Genomic DNA, 16223 nt, shown 5'->3' on the forward strand with positions numbered 1-16223 from the left:
TAAAGAATCCTTCCGTTGTCTCTAGTCATAATGTAACACTTGTCCTGCATAGATTAAATCTGGATTAGCAATATTATTTTTTTGAATTAAATGCTCCATTGAAATACCTAATTTTATAGCAATTAATGACAAGGCATCGCCTGATTGAACAGTGTATGTTTTATTTATAGTAGAATTTAATTGAAGAACTTGTCCTGGATAAATCAAATTAGGGTTTGAAATATGATTGATTCTTACTAACTCCTCTGTTGTTGTTTGAAATTTTTTTGCAATCAAACTTAAATTGTCACCTAATTGAACGGTATAACTTGTTTGCTTTTCTTCAATCGTTTCTGCTTGTCCTGATAAAGCTAGTCGATCCCAACTCGTTAACCCATTGGCTTCAATCGTTGCAATTAATTTGTCTGCGTATAGTGGATCCGTCGCATAACCAGCTGCTTTAATTCCTCTAGCTTGAGCCACAAAATCAGTTAGGCCAATAATACCTGAATAACGTGAATTTTCGTGAAAAAAGGAACCGTGATCTTCAACAGAAACTGACCAGCTTGGATATTTTCTAAAGGTTGCATTTACGGTCACATTTTGTCCATTGATGACTTCCCATGTTGGAAATTGAACTGATTGCCCTTGGTAACTTCCTTTAATACCAAATAAATTGTGGTTTGGAGCTAATGATAATTGGCTAGTTCCCCAAGCACTTTCTAGTGCAGCTTGTGCCGCTGTGACACTTGGTAAAATACCATATTTGTGCCAGCCCGCAATTGCACCTGCTTTGATTTCATTTAAAAAAAATTCGACTTTACTCATCTTTTCCCTCCTCATCCGATTCGACCTGATCTTGCAAAACGCCTAAATATTTTTTTAAAAATCCAACGTTGACGCCCATTTCACTGATGTTTTCCAAAATGCTGCCTAATTCATAGAGTGTGATAATAATGGTCCACCAAAAAGCGATATTGATTGGAATGCTAATGTTCATTAATGGAGCTAAATCATCGATAATTCCTGCTGAAATAATCGTAAAGAAGGTGACGAACTTAATCAATAAACCTTCTACATTAATAGCTGATCGCCAATTGTGCTGCTTTAGAGCTTTTAAATAACCTGTAATTAAATCGATGGCCAGGGCAGACATGTATAAAGATAATACTGGACTGCCTCCACCGAATAGTGATTCTAATAGATGGTTAATTAGCTGCATAGGTTCCCTCCTTTTTTTATAAATTACTAAGTTTAATCCAAGCACCAACTCACACTATCAAAGCTATAATCAGCTGTTGCACTATCATTTCCAATTACATAAATCCCTCCATCCCCATTAAATTGCAATCTGGCGGTGTTTTGTCCAGCATTCTCATGTAAAGTAATAAATAAATTATTATCTGGAATATACTTATCCGGCAATGTAAACACCTGAACTGGCGCATGAACAGAAGCTTTTGGAAGTTTAACAAGACCTTTTAAATAGCAAATTGAATTTTTAATACGATAATACATTCCTTTATTGTATATCCAACCTGTATCATTTTTAACTTCAATTTCATTCGATTTATACATTAACCTTCCATTTCCTGTAGTTTGAAAATTAATGTCACTTCCTGCTTCATTAGAAATTGTTAAAGTATCATTCGTAGATTCTCCGAAACCAAACCAACCTTTTCTAATCGAATTTTTATAAAAACTCATAAAAGTATTTGAAAAATTGGATTCATTTGTTGAGCGTATTGTCAATAGCGAACCGATTGCTTTACTTTTTATTTCAACATTTCCCTCAATAACTCCGCCTTGTTTACTGTACTTTTCATTTTTTATCTTTTCAATTTCTAATGCCAAATTAGCCGCCGCATCATCTCCAACGGTACCTTTAATTTCAGTCAACCATTCATTCCAATCAGTCTCAAACTGAGTCCACAAAGTGGTTGGATCGATATCAATTAATGAACTCACAAAACCACAAACATTCCCGTCTCCTCTGGTATCTTGAATCATTCCTTGCGTAATTGGTTTGCCATTACCTGGAATTAAAATACGTGCGAGCATCAATTCATAGACAGTGGCATTTCGGGTTAAGTCATCCGTCCCCTTCGCTTCAACAGTCATCTTACGCTCCGTCAAATCCATTCGCAATACAACAGAACCTTTTTTAGCCGTTCCAGAAACATCCGCAATGTTAAATACCACCGTCTTTGGCTCTGATAATTGGTACAGGTAACCATTGATATTTCCGTAACCCGCTTCAACGATTAATGACAATCCATTTGTTGCTGAAGCAATAACTTGTAAGTTTTTGCTGTTATTACTAAAAACTCCATTTGAAAATAGTTTTGAAAAATAACCAGTAAAATCACTTGCTTTGTATTTACGATCCCCATTTTTTGAAGGGAAAAATAATCCTTGTTCCATTTAGTTCATCACTTGCCTTTCCTCTTAATTTTATCCACTAATGTTGGAATTTTATTTCCAAAGGTCAATCGTACTTCAAGTCCACTTTCTTCATAAACTTCTTCTACACATTCAATTCGTGTTTCTAATTTGAAATCTAATTCATTGACTAAAACTGTAATTTTATCTCCTAAATCAAAATCTTGTTGATAACGTAAATTACCATTTGTTACCACATCTGCTTCCATTGATTGAATAAAGCTATATTGTAAAAGCGTTTCATTACCTTTTTGTTTCACAAGCGCTTGTTGTTCTTCAATAGAAATTGGATTTTCAGCAGAAGGCTTGCCTATTGTTTTTGCGTCAACGTAGATTTCTCTTCTTGAAATATCTGACGTTCCATCAGTGACCTCTAACATATAGTTTTTTTCTTCCCGCTCATATTCCAAAATCGCTGTCGTTTTTGCATCTATCCCATTTAGTACAATCGTTTGTTGTAATATATTCTCAAAAGATTGAGAAAAAATGGCCGGGCTATTCGTTTGTTGTTCACTTCCGCGATCTTTTCCAGTATAGGATATAAAAATTAGTTCACGATTGATTAAATCTAATTGAACCTCAAATCCCAATTGAAATTCTTTGCAAACTAGGCTGATTAATTCCAGTAAATTTTGGTAATTCGTTTCAATGTTTATAGAATTATTTGTTTCTGGTATCGAACCTATTTTAAATTGTTTCATTTTACGTACAGGATCTACTGGATTAATAATTGATTCATCTAACCATTTTCTGATTAAATTTTGTGGTGTATCTTTGTAATGTTGATTTCCTAATAAGATTCTTCGTTCTAAATAAGCCCGTAAATCACGACCCTTAATGACAATTTCACTAGCTTCTCGTTGGAAATTGGGACTGATTTCTTCAATTAAATAACCCGTTTTTTCACCCGATTTCACTAAAATATTCCCTAAAATAAGCTCATTATTTTGGATCAATTTTAAGTGTTCCTTTGTCATTGGCAAATGCAATTCAAACTCGCTCACTTCTGAGTAGCGTTTTGTAATCACTAGACTGTTAAAATTTTCAATTGCGTTAATGCGATTAAGTTGTTGGTCTATTAACCATAAAATCATTTTAATCAGACCCCCACATAACGAAGTCGATAATGAACTTTAATTTCTAATTGATCCGCATGACTTTCCGTTTGATAACGCAGATAATTTTCTCCAATGTCCAATTGGATAAACTGACTATCTAATGAAAGTGTATTAAAAATATTTTCCCAAAATTGTTGGGTGTCATTCCACTTTTCAATGCGTTTGTTTCCAACAGATGTTGTAATGCGAATGAGGTCTCCTGCGTGTATAGTTGTGAGTAATTTCATTTTTTGAGTCATCGTACCATCTGCCATCACTCGAATAATTCCAGGATTTTTAACATCTCCACTGGCTGTTAGATAAAGTTCCATTCCTGTGGCTTCATCGCCATCATTGACCAAGGTCACCAGCTGATCACCATTAAAGCGTTCCAATTCAATTCCTAACTCACTCGCTCCCGTCATCGGAAATTCTAACTCCCATTCCAGATTTGGTTCCCAATTTGATAAATAATGAATCTCATCTTCAACAGCATACCAAAATGGATCTGAGGCAATTAAATCAAGCGTGACACGTTGTGCTTTTTTACTTAAATAACCATCTGTTGTAAAAGTAGGCACGTGTGCACTTTGAACATCAATTCGATAGCTTCGTTCGTCTTCTTTGTAACGAAGTTCTAATGTTCCTGATTTTGGATTTAGCATTTTACTCATTTCCCGACGCAGCTCTTCCATTGATTTAAACTCGTCGGCAATCATAATCAATTCAATTTGGATATCACGTTCTGCTAGTGTACTTTCAATAAAAATCGTTCCATCTCGATTTGAATCCATCGTATGACGATCAGCTTCGACTTCACCAAGTCCATCCAATTTGATAAAAAAGTAATTTCCCTTCGGCTGTCCTTCTGTTTGATACATTTCCGTAACGTAATCGTTAATCATTAATTTTGATTGCATTGCTTTATTGTATATTTCGCACTCCATTACATGCTCCACCCCATTTCTTGATTCGCTTGACGCATTTTGCGTAGCACCTCTGAAGGTCTTGCAATCGGTTGATTGAATTGAATAGTTTGATTGTTTGAAATTGACCCAGCAGAATTAGTTGCTTCCATTCTATTGGGATCAATCATATTTGAAAATGAAAATGGTGTTGAAATACTCCGCATATCGGATAAGCTAGCTTTTAAATCATCTGGATCGATTTTTGCTGCATTCGCTAGGTGATCCGTTGCCCGTTTCACTTTATCCGTTTCGCTTTCAATCCCTTTAGCAAGACCAATTGACATATAAGCACCTAAGCTTTTCATTACACGAGAAGGCGATTTTATTTTAAATAAGCCTTTGATTCCTCCTAAAATACTGTTCCCAATTTCCTTCACTTTTTCAACAACCGCATCTTTCATTTTAGCAATTCCGTCAATTAAACCTTGAATAATATTTTGACCAATTGTTAACATATCTGCTATTTTACCTGTTAGACCTTCTTTAACTTTGTCTAACATTTCAGAGCCTTTACTTTTTAATTGTCCTATCAACTCTCCAATTCCAGAAATAATATTTCGAATAAAATCAGCTCCAATTACAATTAATTTTGCAATAACTGTCACAATTCCTCCAATCAAAGCCATTAAAATTGAGACTCCTGCTGAAATCAATTGAGGCAATGCGGACAATATTGCTGCAATAAAAGAGACCATTAGTGTAATTATTGTGGCTAATACAGTCGGGATAATCGTCATTAATCCATTAATAAAATTTATTAGTAACGTTACTCCTGCACTAAGCAACCCAGGTACTGCTGCTAAAATTGTGCCAATAAAACTAACAAGCATATTTAATCCTGTTGCGATAACCTCGGGTATTTTCTCAGCAATCCCTTGAATAAACGAAACAATTAAATTTTTCCCATTTTCAATAATTTGCGGGATGGCTTCAACAATACCTGATACAAAGCCAAATAATTTATCTTTTAAAGTTACAAAAAATTCTCCCAAACTCATGTCACCACTAAATACTTTACTAATATCGGAGAAAATTCCTAGATGGTTCATTAATAAGGCGATACCTGCAACAACTGCGATGATTGGTAAGGCGATTGCTAAAAATGGTGAAATTAACGCCCACACACTCGTCGCTGCTCCCATCACAGCTGTTCCCAATGCAGAAAACAGCGGCATTATTGCTGAAAAATTAGGCGTGGGAATGCTCTTTAATTTCGATCCAAGGTCCATAAAGTCTGAACCCGTTACTCCTGCCATGTCTTTCAATCCAACAAGATTATCTTTCATTGTTAAAAATCCATCCGCAGATTGTCCAATATTTTGGGCACTAGTTGAAATACCATCGATTGCTTGAGATAACCCATCAACAATTCCCACATTTCCACTGAAAATATCACCAATGGAACTAGCAAATCCTGCAACTTCTCCTAAAGCTGTTTTCACTTGAGAAAAAGGGGTTACAATTTCTGTTGCAACACTTGCCATGGATGAAAAATCATTCGTTACTAATTTAGTATTTTGTAAAATTTCTGTTAAATTTCCTGATAATTCGTTTAAATTTAAAGTCATATCCTTCCTCCTTTCTATACTTTATTTTCCTCATCTTCAACCGTAAATTTCACTTGATAATCACTTAAAGCTTTATTCGCTTGCTGTAACATCTGTTTATTCGGTGTTTTTTGATTTCCATGATGATTCAAACTTCTTAAAGCTTTGTTTTTATCAAAAATTTTTCGCTCATTTGCATGTTTTGCATGGTGGGCATAGCGATTGGCCATCGCTGATTTTGCCATAAATTCATATTGATCAATGGTCCTTAACTGCATCCCTCGTAACGCGGCTTCGTACTCGACTAGCGTTAATTCCAACATTGGTTCAATATCTGTAATACCTTGCTGAAAACAGGCTTCTATGATTGGGAGAGTAGAGAAATGGCCTTCTTGCGTTTTTGTTCCATTTGCTTGGCTAATTCCTTGTTGTTGGGATCGTTTTTCAAGTTTTCCATCAGCATTTTTTTCATTTTTGCGAAAAAACCGCTTGTTTCAAGTACCCCAATTGCTTTTAAGAATAAGTTTTCTAGTGCGTCTTCATCTTTTGCTAGCATTTCATCTAAAGAGTCTTCAATAATATCCATGCTTGGTCGCTCGCTTGCCTTAATTCCGTAATAAAGAAAATTTAGTAGCGCGTTGATTGAGTCGCTTTGCAACCCCATGTAAAGCAACGCCATCCCATTTAATTGGTTGATTCCGTCTTGTTGTGTTGATAAATTTGTTTCAATATCGCGAGCAAAACGTAAACTTCCCTTCACTTCATAAGATTTCTTTTTTAAATCGATTGTAAACATATCTTTTCCTCTTTTCTCTTTTTATGAAATGTACGAATTGAAATGTAGATGCTCTATTTAAAGAGCATCTGATAGATTTATTCTGGTTGCGTAGCTCCTAGTTCACCTGTTTTTTCACCTGGTTTTTCAAAGCCATATAAAGCTAAATTTAATAGTTCTTCCGGAATATCTGCTAGCGTGCCTGGTTGCGTTATGCCAATTACTGGTAAGGTAACCGTTAATTCTGCAAAGCTATCCGCATCTGAAATGGCGACACTTTGAATAATGGAATAGCCAAAGCGAGCTGGATAAGAACCATCTGAATTCTCAGATAATTCGACACGCCATACTTTAACTTGCCCTTCGTTGTCATAAGCATCTGTGATTACTTCTTGACCACCATCACCTGGTGCAGAATATAAGGTCAATTCAAAGGTTTCTGTTTTAGCTCCATAGCCTAAAATACGACCTGATTTTGTTTGTTCGTCCAGTGCTTCGTGCTCACGAGTCCAAGTTCCTTCTGTTTGAAATCCTGGTAATAATGCTTTAGTTCCTTTTGCTGCATTTGTTGCTTGTACTAAATAGACGACTTTTTTTCCTTCAATTGGTTGAACTGTCATAATTTATTCCTTCTTTCGTTTATAGTTAGTTGTTCGTCTCGAGAACGATATTGTTAGGCTTCATTTCTCCTGCCCTTCAACAACCTAAGTATAGACTGAAAACGAACGTTCGTTCTGTCGTATTTCTTTTTCTTTTCTGTTGGTTTTCTTTTTTCTCTTTCACAATTCTTTTAACCGCAAAAAATAAAAAGAAAGCTGATTCTAGTCCAGAGAATCAACTTTCTTTTTATATCCTTTATTTCATTTAATTATAATCCCCATAAAAATGCTAGTATCTCAAATGCTTCTTTCTTCATGCGGTAATAATAAGATTCACTCATATTTAAATCCATGTAAACTTGAATATCCGTTTCGTAATTATTTTGAATCAAATAGCGTTTGGTAATAATTTCTTTTTGATCCTCATCAGGAATGGAAGCAATAACTGCTTTGATACTATCAAGCTCGTCTTTTGCACTTTGTAACCGGCTATTTAATAGCGTATCTCCTGATATTTGTTCGGCTAGCCTTGCCATGGCTGTTAGCTTTGGTATTTTTTTTAATAGTTGATCCACTCGCTTTCTCGTTTCTTTGTCTACAATGATTTCTCCCATTTTATCACCACTTAGTATTATTGAGGGTATGTTGTCGAACCGCGTTTCCATTTCTATTGTACCGAACGTTTGTTCTTTTCGCAACTAAAATATCATCAAATTTGAATTTTTTTATTTTCGATAGACTTATTTTTTTATATGCATATATTATTTATTTAATCAAAAAAAAGAAGAAGTCGACGATTGTCAACTTCTTCTTTGGTTTACGAACCTACAACGACACCTTCAACATTATAAAGTTCAGGTTTTCCTGAACCAGAAACGGTATCTTCAGTGATAACGCATTTGTTGATTTCAGGACGACTTGGTAAATCGAACATGATTTCAAGCATAATACTTTCAATGATAGAACGTAGCCCACGTGCTCCGGTATTGCGTTCTATTGCTTTTTTAGCAATGGCTTTTAAAGCTTCAGGTTTAAATTCTAATTCAACTTCATCTAATGCAAATAATTTCTTATATTGCTTCACTAGTGAATTTTTAGGTTCCGTTAAAATGTGAACTAAATCGTCTTCCGTTAATTTTTCAAGAGCTGCCATAACTGGCAATCGTCCGATAAATTCTGGGATTAAGCCAAATTTTTGTAAATCTTCGGGAACAATTTGTTGCATCACGCTTTGAGTTTCGTCTAATTTTTTAGAACTTGAACCAAAACCAATGACTTTTTCTCCCATACGATTTTTAACGATTTCTTCGATTCCGTCAAATGCTCCACCTACAATAAATAAAATATTGCTTGTATCTAATTGGACAAATTCTTGATGAGGATGCTTACGTCCGCCTTGTGGTGGAACATTTGCAACCGTACCTTCTAAGATTTTTAACAAGGCTTGTTGAACCCCTTCACCACTTACATCTCTGGTAATCGATACATTTTCACTTTTACGAGCAATTTTATCGATTTCATCAATGTATATAATGCCTTTTTCAGCTCGTTCTACATCGTAATCTGCCGCTTGCATTAGTTTCAATAGGATATTTTCAACATCTTCTCCTACGTAACCTGCTTCGGTTAAACTCGTTGCATCTGCAATGGCAAATGGTACATTTAAAATACGTGCTAAACTTTGTGCTAAAAAGGTTTTACCTGAACCTGTTGGTCCAATTAGTGAGATATTGCTTTTTTGCAGTTCAACATCGCTATCTTCTGTATTCAATTGGTTGACACGTTTATAATGATTGTACACCGCCACAGATAAAGCTTTCTTAGCTTGATCTTGACCAATAACATAATCATTTAAAATCGCTCTAATTTCTTGTGGTTTAGGTACATCTAAAAATTCGCCTAAACTTGTTTCATTGAATTCTTCATCAATGATTTCTTTGCATAATTCAATACACTCATTACATATAAATACTCCTGGACCAGCAACAATTTTCTTGACTTGATCTTGTGATTTCCCACAAAAAGAACAATTGACTGGGCCTTTTGTTTCTTCATCGTTAAACATCGCTTCATCCACCTCAATTCTCATTTACATCTATTTAATAGTAACAGACTTTTTTGCTATTAATCCAATGAGATTCTTTAAATATCCTCTATCTTAGCACAAATCTTTAAAAATGAGAACTATTTTTGTTTGGTTTTTTAACTTTAGTCAGAATTCATCAATTTTTAATAACTTATCTAATTAAACTACTTTTGTTTGAAACTATCAAACTTACTTTAACCTTAATTTTACATTATTATCAGTGAGTTTGCTATGCTTTTTTCGTTTATTTTTACTAGTTTGGATGGTAATTAAGAAAAAAATGACTTTCTGGAAAGCGAACTATTCCAAAAGGTCATTCTTCTTATTTTTATAAATAATCTTTTAATTGTTTTGAACGACTTGGGTGACGTAATTTACGAAGTGCTTTTGATTCGATTTGGCGAATACGTTCTCTCGTCACACCAAATACTTTACCAACTTCTTCTAGTGTACGAATGCGGCCATCTTCTAAACCAAAACGAAGACGTAACACATTTTCCTCACGATCTGTCAATGTATCAAGTGCTTCTTCAATTTGAGTTTTTAATAATTCATAGGAAGCTTGCTCTTCTGGACTTGCAGCCCCTTGATCTTCAATAAAATCACCTAATTGAGAATCATCTTCTTCACCGATTGGCGTATCTAAAGAAACAGGTTCTTGAGAAATTTTCAAAATTTCATGCACTTTTTCAACAGTTAAATCCATTTCAGCCCCAAGTTCTTCTGGCGTTGCTTCACGACCTAAGTCTTGTAATAACTGTCTTTGAATACGAATCAATTTGTTGATTGTTTCAATCATATGAACAGGAATACGAATCGTTCTAGCTTGGTCAGCGATTGCGCGGGTAATGGCTTGACGAATCCACCAAGTTGCATAGGTTGAAAATTTAAAGCCTTTTGTATAATCAAATTTTTCAACAGCTTTCATTAAACCGATATTACCTTCTTGAATTAAGTCAAGAAATTGCATTCCACGTCCTACATAACGTTTTGCAATACTTACAACTAAACGTAAGTTTGCTTCCGCTAAAGCTTGTTTTGCTTCAGGATCGCCATCTTGGATTCGTTTTGCTAATGAAACTTCTTCATCTGCTGTCAGTAGTTTTACGCGTCCAATTTCTTTTAAATACATACGAACGGGATCATCAACATTGACACCAATCGGTGCAGCTAATTCTTCTTCTTTTTCTTTATCTTTTTTGCGTTTCTTTTCAGTTGCAAGGATTTGACGATCTGTTGGGCCGCCATCGTCTCCAACAACACTTACACCAGCATCCTCTACTTTTTGAATCAAATTATCGATTTCTTCAGCATCTAAAGTAAATGGGATTGCCACTTCATTTGTTAAAATATCAATGTGCACCATTGCTTTTAGTTTGTTTTCTTTAATAATCTTTTGTGTTGCCGTTTCGATTAATTTTTTTGTCTCTTTATCTGTTTTAGCCAACGAAAAGCCCCCTTCGATTATTCATTCATTTTATAGTTACTTATTGCACCTTAAAACGAATTTCAAATGACTACATCTATATAGTATACGTCATTCTCTCAGCAACGCAACAATTTTAACTAGAAAATTATAAATAATTTAAAATTCACCTAAAAAAGCCCTGCTACTAACAAGTAGTAGCAAGGGCAACGAACAGTCAGCTTATTTTTCTACTGCTGTTTCAGTAATAGTGTCAATTGCTTTTTTCATTGAGATATCATGTTTTAACATGTCAACACTTAGAGCAGCACGGACAGCTTTTTCTTCCATGTTGTATTGTTCAGCTAATTCTTTGATTTCTTTTTCAACTTCTTCTTCAGTTGGTTCGAAACCTTCAGCTGCAACAATCGCTTCAAGAACAAGGTTTGTACGAGTTCTAATATCAGCATCTGCTTCCATTTGTTTGTGTAAATCTTCTTCTGTTGTACCTGTTAATTGGTAGTACATTTCTGGAGATACACCTTGACGTTGCATATCATTTAAGAATTGGTCCATTTGACGGTGAACTTCATCATGCACCATTACATGTGGTAATTCAACGATTTCAGCATTGTCAACTGCTTGACGGATAGCTGCTTCTTGAACGGCTTCTTCAGCTGCGTTTAATTTAGCATCTGTTAATTCTTTTTTGATTTTTTCTTTTAATTCAGCTAATGTTTCAACTTCTTCGTCGATGTCTTTAGCAAATTCATCATCTAATTCTGGTAATTCTTTTGCTTTAACTTCATGAACTTTAACATTGAAGACTGCTTCAGCGCCTTTAAGGTCTTCTGAATGATATTCTTCAGGGAAAGTTACTTTAACTTCAACTTCGTCGCCAGCTTTTGCGCCAATTAATTGTTCTTCAAAGCCTGGGATGAATGAGTTTGAACCTAATTCTAGAGAAGTATTTTCTCCTTTTCCACCGTCAAACGCAACACCGTCTTTAAAGCCTTCAAAGTCAATGACAACTGTGTCGCCGTTTACTGCAGCTTCTTCTTTTAAAACAAGTTCAGCTTGTGCTGCTTGTTTTTGTTTGATGTTTTCTTCAACGTCAGCATCTGTCACTTCACGGTCTTGTTTTTCAACTGTTAAGTTTTTGTATTCGCCTAATTTAACTTCAGGTTTTACAGTAACATCAGCAGTGATTACCCATGCTTGACCTTTTTCCATGCTTAATACATCGATTTTTGGTTGGTCAACAGGATCAATACCTGATTCTTCTAAAGCGGCAGCATAAGCTTCTGGTAATACAACGTTCAATGCATCTTCATAAAGAGCTTCTTCGCCGTACATTTTGTTAAATACTTGACGTGATACTTTCCCTTTACGGAAACCTGGAACATCAAGATTTTTTTTCACTTTGTTGAAGGCTTTCTCGATTCCTTCTTTAATTTTTTCTTCTGTAATTTCAAATGTTAAGACACCATTGTTAGCGCCTTTTTTTTCCCATTTTGCAGTCATGTATATTCCCTCCGAAACACTATAGTTTTCATATTTTTTTAGCTATTGCATACTCATTAATAGTACACTATCAGCAAAACTTTGTAAATACATTGATAGCAATCCATCAAAATAAATTTCCAATTGTAAGTTATTTTATCAAATATAGGGATCTGAAATAAATTCAATTGCTTTCCTATTATAAATCCATTAGCTTTTTACTTTTTAAAATAGTTCTGATAATTGCTGATTTAATCGATTCATCCATTCAACCATTTTTTTTTGTTCGACTGATTCTTCTATTATAATAGTCTTTTCCATATCATATTTTTGTTGATAGAGTTTCACCCAAATTGAAGGGATTGTAATGACTTCTTCTATAAATGGATACAATAAAATAACGTGCAAATTAACTTCTTCATTTATTAGTTGAAAAAGCGATGGATTGTGAATCGCTACTTGTTCTTCTATTATTTTCTTGACTGTTTCGACTGTTTGATTTTCTTCTAAAGGTTTTAAATGAGTTGGGATAATCTGACGCTCTTCATCGAACCAAGTGATTTTAATTATTTCCGAACACTCTTTAGCGATTAACCCTTCAATTAAAGTGGCTTTAATAAGTCCATTCACAAAGGGATTTGACAACATTATTTTAGCAGCTTGTATATAGATATCTTTTGGAACCAACTTTAACTCCTGCATCAGGGCTGCTTGTTCTGAATATGCTTTGTCTCCAATCGAAAAAGATTGTTTTAAAATAAGTTTATGTTTTTTTTCTTCTTGTAAACGTTTATTTTCTCCTTCTTCTAGACAGTTCTTTGCCAGTGTTTCCCAAACCTCAAGATTTTTAGGTTTTCCGATTTTATGTTGCTCTTTTGTAATGATATTAGTAGCTTCTTCAAAATAGTGGGCTTTGATTAAAATGGAGGTATAAAAGGCATACAGTTTCTCTTCAGTTTGATAAAAGGTTAATTTTTCTTCTGCTATTTCTTTTGCTTCTTGATAAGAACCAATTTGATAAAGGGCTGTTGTATAAAAAGTATTAATTTTATCTTCTTTTTTTAGCTGATAGGCTTTAGCAAAGTATGGGATCGCTTCTTCCATATTGCCAATTTTAAAATAGCTCATCGCTTTTTTTAAATACAAATCATAATTCTTTGGGAAATCAATTTTTTCTCCCATCTTATTCACAACCATTCTTATTAAAATTCAACTTGTTCTATCTTACCTTAACATACGCATTTTTTAAAGGAATACTTGTTTTTTTGTTTCACAGTTATTTACAAATTTTGAATTTGTGATATGATGAGCTAAATGGTAATGAGAATCACTATCAATTAATTAGTGTATTTTCCACTTAAAATTTAGATAAATGAGGTTTTAACTATGAATGTTCATTCAATTCAATTAAACCAACCGATTCCAATTTATGATTTATCAAAATTAGATGCCTTAACGAAACGACGCCTAAAAGAAGTTGGAATTTATGAAGGTTCAGTGATTTTCGTTAAACGACGCTATCCATTTCATGGCCCTTGTACGATTGAAAGTGAGGGTCAACATGTTGGCATTCGCAGACGCACCTTAGAACTGCTCTTAGGAGATGGCAAACAATGAAAATTGCCCTTTTCGGAAATCCAAATACTGGTAAAACCACAGTTTTTAATCATTTAACTGACTCCTACGCTTATGTGGGCAACTGGAGCGGGGTTACGGTTGAAAAAAAAATTGGGAAAATCAATCATTCTTTCGTATCGATTATTGACTTGCCTGGTGTTTATTCTTTAAATCCTTTAACGAAAGACGAAGCAGTTGCTACTCATTTTTTATTACATGAATCTTTTGATCAAACGCTGAATATTTTAAATGCAGCACAGTTAAAACGCAACCTCTTGCTCACTATCGAACTTTTAGAATATGGAAAACCAACGGTACTTGTTTTAAACATGATGGATATTGTTAAAAAACAAGATATGGAATTAAATCCAACCGTTTTAGCTAATGAACTACATGCTACTATTTTTCAAACCGATGCTCGAACAAATAAAGGGATGGCTGAATTAAAATCATTTCTTATTGGTGAACCTTCATCTACTACTTCTCCATCATTTTATTTAGATTATGGAGAACCCGTTGAAGCAATCATTCGTAAAGGTCAAGATTTATTAACTACTATTTATCAACATGAAGTGATTTTTGCACGATGGCTGATGATTCAATTCCTAGCTGGCAATAATATGATTGAAAAATTTATTGCTACGAATCACTACGAAGGTTTATTGTCTTTGAAAAAAGATCCTCAGGCGTTGGAAGATGCTGTCTACGCTGTTCGTTTAAAATTCATAGAAGAATTACTAAAAAAAGCAACTTTAAAAGAGGCAAATCAAAAAACAACTGCGTTGACTAAAAAAATCGATCACCTAACTACCCATCCAATTTGGGGAATGCCGTTATTTTTAATGATTTTTTATTTCATGTTTAAGTTAACCTTTGATTGGATTGGTGGTCCGCTTTCTGACTTATTCGATGCTTTTTTAAGTGGCCCATTTTCTTCAAATGTTAGTCTTTTTCTAACATGGATTGGAGCAAATGAGTTAATCCATTCTTTAATAATTGATGGATTAATTGCAGGGGTTGGTGGTGTTTTAGTCTTTATGCCTCAAATATTTGTTTTATTTGCTTGCATTTCCTTTTTAGAAGATTCTGGTTATATGGCTAGAGCTGCTTTAGTAATGGATCGTTTGATGGAATCTGTGGGACTAAATGGAAAAGCTTTTATCCCTTTATTGATTGGTTTTGGCTGTAATGTTCCTGGAATTATGGCCGCTCGAACAATTGAACAACCTAAAGAACGTTTAATCACAACTTTGATTTCTCCTTTTATGAGCTGTTCGGCTCGATTGCCGATTTATAGTTTATTTATTGCAGCATTTTTTGAAAAAAATCAGGCTTTAATTGTTTTATCGCTCTATGTATTAGGTATACTAGTTGCAATTATTTTAGCAAAATTCTATTCCCTAATTTTTAAGACCACTGATTCGTCAATTTTCATTGTCGATTTACCAGAATACAATTTGCCAAAGTTATCAATTCTATGGCGTGGGACTTGGGATAAAGGAAAAGGCTTTGTAAAAAAAGCCGGAACCGTTATTTTTGGTGGAACTGTTTTAATTTGGTCCCTTAGTTACTTTAACTTCAGTGGAGTAGCTTCTTCTATCGAAACTAGCTTTATGGCAGCTATAGGCTCCTTTTTAGCTCCCTTCTTTGCTCCACTCGGTTTTTACAGTTGGCAAGCTGTCAGCGCAATTATTACCGGTATTTTAGCAAAAGAAGTAGTTGGCTCGACAATGTTGATTCTCTTTCATGTTGGTGGCGAAACTGCTTTAATCGGTCAACTTTCAAGTGTTTTTACACCTCTTCAAGCCTATAGCTTTTTGGTTTTTGTCTTACTTTACATCCCTTGTTTTGCTGTATTAGGGGCTATTAGGGCTGAAACAGGTTCTTGGTTTTGGTCATTTTACTCTGCACTATCAAGCTTTATAATTGCCTATGGTGTTTCTTTTATGATTTACCAAACAGGAATGCTCTTCCGTTTTTAAATAAAGGAGTGAACCTCATGACTATTTATTCATTTTTATTAAATTGGACGATTGGTATTCTTATTTTTGGTTGGGCTATCTATCAACTTACTAAACTCTTTAAGAATTCTAAAAAGGGAAAATGTGGTGGCTGTGATTCTATCTGTGAAGCAAAAGCATTAATGGAAGCCGCTAAAAAAAGAAATGGTTAATTTATTCCATTTTTTGGGTTTTTTTTAACAAA

At 34.4% G+C, this 16223-nt stretch carries 17 protein-coding genes; 3 read left to right on the plus strand and 14 right to left on the minus strand.

The genetic code is table 11. The features are described from left to right. Window positions 1-21: 21 nt before the first annotated feature. The 14 genes from BR52_RS05710 to BR52_RS05775 form a co-directional block, all read right to left on the minus strand. Entirely contained in the window at window positions 22-807 is a 786-nt protein-coding gene (locus BR52_RS05710; protein WP_051915645.1) for a glucosaminidase domain-containing protein, read from the minus strand. Continuing rightward, window positions 800-1201 (minus strand): phage holin family protein, encoded by a 402-nt coding sequence (locus tag BR52_RS05715; protein ID WP_034570171.1) that lies wholly within the window; start codon window positions 1199-1201, stop codon window positions 800-802. Before BR52_RS05715 ends, BR52_RS05710 begins: the two co-directional genes overlap by 8 nt. A gap of 32 nt (window positions 1202-1233) precedes the next feature. After that, complete coding sequence (locus tag BR52_RS05720) at window positions 1234-2403, minus strand: hypothetical protein (protein WP_034570174.1); 1170 nt, start codon at window positions 2401-2403, stop codon at window positions 1234-1236. Window positions 2404-2411: 8 nt separating this feature from the next. After that, window positions 2412-3515 (minus strand): siphovirus ReqiPepy6 Gp37-like family protein, encoded by a 1104-nt coding sequence (locus BR52_RS05725; protein ID WP_034570176.1) that lies wholly within the window; start codon window positions 3513-3515, stop codon window positions 2412-2414. Between the two features lie 5 nt (window positions 3516-3520). After that, a complete protein-coding gene (locus BR52_RS05730; RefSeq protein WP_034570177.1) occupies window positions 3521-4465 on the minus strand; it encodes a phage tail domain-containing protein in 945 nt (314 codons plus the stop codon). Continuing rightward, window positions 4465-6054, minus strand: a complete 1590-nt coding sequence (locus BR52_RS05735) for a phage tail protein (protein WP_034570179.1) — start codon at window positions 6052-6054, stop codon at window positions 4465-4467. Before BR52_RS05735 ends, BR52_RS05730 begins: the two co-directional genes overlap by 1 nt. Window positions 6055-6068: 14 nt before the next feature. After that, window positions 6069-6356, minus strand: a complete 288-nt coding sequence (locus BR52_RS12535) for a hypothetical protein (protein ID WP_236707189.1) — start codon at window positions 6354-6356, stop codon at window positions 6069-6071. A gap of 38 nt (window positions 6357-6394) precedes the next feature. After that, a complete protein-coding gene (locus BR52_RS05745; protein ID WP_034570182.1) occupies window positions 6395-6829 on the minus strand; it encodes a tail assembly chaperone in 435 nt (144 codons plus the stop codon). A gap of 77 nt (window positions 6830-6906) precedes the next feature. Continuing rightward, window positions 6907-7428: a phage major tail protein, TP901-1 family gene (locus BR52_RS05750; protein ID WP_034570185.1), complete on the minus strand. Its 522-nt coding sequence runs from the start codon at window positions 7426-7428 to the stop codon at window positions 6907-6909. A gap of 248 nt (window positions 7429-7676) precedes the next feature. After that, window positions 7677-8021 carry an ArpU family phage packaging/lysis transcriptional regulator gene (locus BR52_RS05755; RefSeq protein ID WP_034570188.1) on the minus strand — a complete coding sequence of 115 codons (345 nt, stop codon included), beginning with the start codon at window positions 8019-8021 and terminating at the stop codon, window positions 7677-7679. A 203-nt stretch (window positions 8022-8224) separates the two neighbouring features. Continuing rightward, entirely contained in the window at window positions 8225-9472 is a 1248-nt protein-coding gene (gene clpX, locus BR52_RS05760; RefSeq protein WP_034570191.1) for an ATP-dependent Clp protease ATP-binding subunit ClpX, read from the minus strand. A gap of 349 nt (window positions 9473-9821) precedes the next feature. Beyond that, window positions 9822-10940, minus strand: coding sequence for an RNA polymerase sigma factor RpoD (rpoD, locus tag BR52_RS05765; protein WP_051915646.1), 1119 nt, complete (start codon window positions 10938-10940; stop codon window positions 9822-9824). 201 nt (window positions 10941-11141) lie between these two features. Beyond that, window positions 11142-12422, minus strand: coding sequence for a trigger factor (gene tig / locus BR52_RS05770; protein WP_034570193.1), 1281 nt, complete (start codon window positions 12420-12422; stop codon window positions 11142-11144). Window positions 12423-12626: 204 nt separating this feature from the next. Beyond that, complete coding sequence (locus tag BR52_RS05775) at window positions 12627-13583, minus strand: tetratricopeptide repeat protein (RefSeq protein WP_034570196.1); 957 nt, start codon at window positions 13581-13583, stop codon at window positions 12627-12629. Window positions 13584-13787: 204 nt separating this feature from the next. On the opposite strand from BR52_RS05775, the gene BR52_RS05780 reads away from it, so the two are divergent. The 3 genes from BR52_RS05780 to BR52_RS12700 are packed head-to-tail and all read left to right on the plus strand — an operon-like array spanning window position 13788 to window position 16191. Then, window positions 13788-14018, plus strand: coding sequence for a FeoA family protein (locus BR52_RS05780; RefSeq protein WP_034570199.1), 231 nt, complete (start codon window positions 13788-13790; stop codon window positions 14016-14018). Beyond that, on the plus strand, window positions 14015-16000 hold the full coding sequence (gene feoB / locus BR52_RS05785) for a ferrous iron transport protein B (protein ID WP_034570202.1): 1986 nt from the start codon (window positions 14015-14017) through the stop codon (window positions 15998-16000). Before BR52_RS05780 ends, feoB begins: the two co-directional genes overlap by 4 nt. 17 nt (window positions 16001-16017) lie before the next feature. Further along, complete coding sequence (locus BR52_RS12700; protein ID WP_081890705.1) at window positions 16018-16191, plus strand: FeoB-associated Cys-rich membrane protein; 174 nt, start codon at window positions 16018-16020, stop codon at window positions 16189-16191. Window positions 16192-16223: the final 32 nt, after the last annotated feature.

Source organism: Carnobacterium divergens DSM 20623 (assembly GCF_000744255.1).
In the GTDB taxonomy this organism is placed as follows: Bacteria; Bacillota; Bacilli; order Lactobacillales; family Carnobacteriaceae; genus Carnobacterium; species Carnobacterium divergens.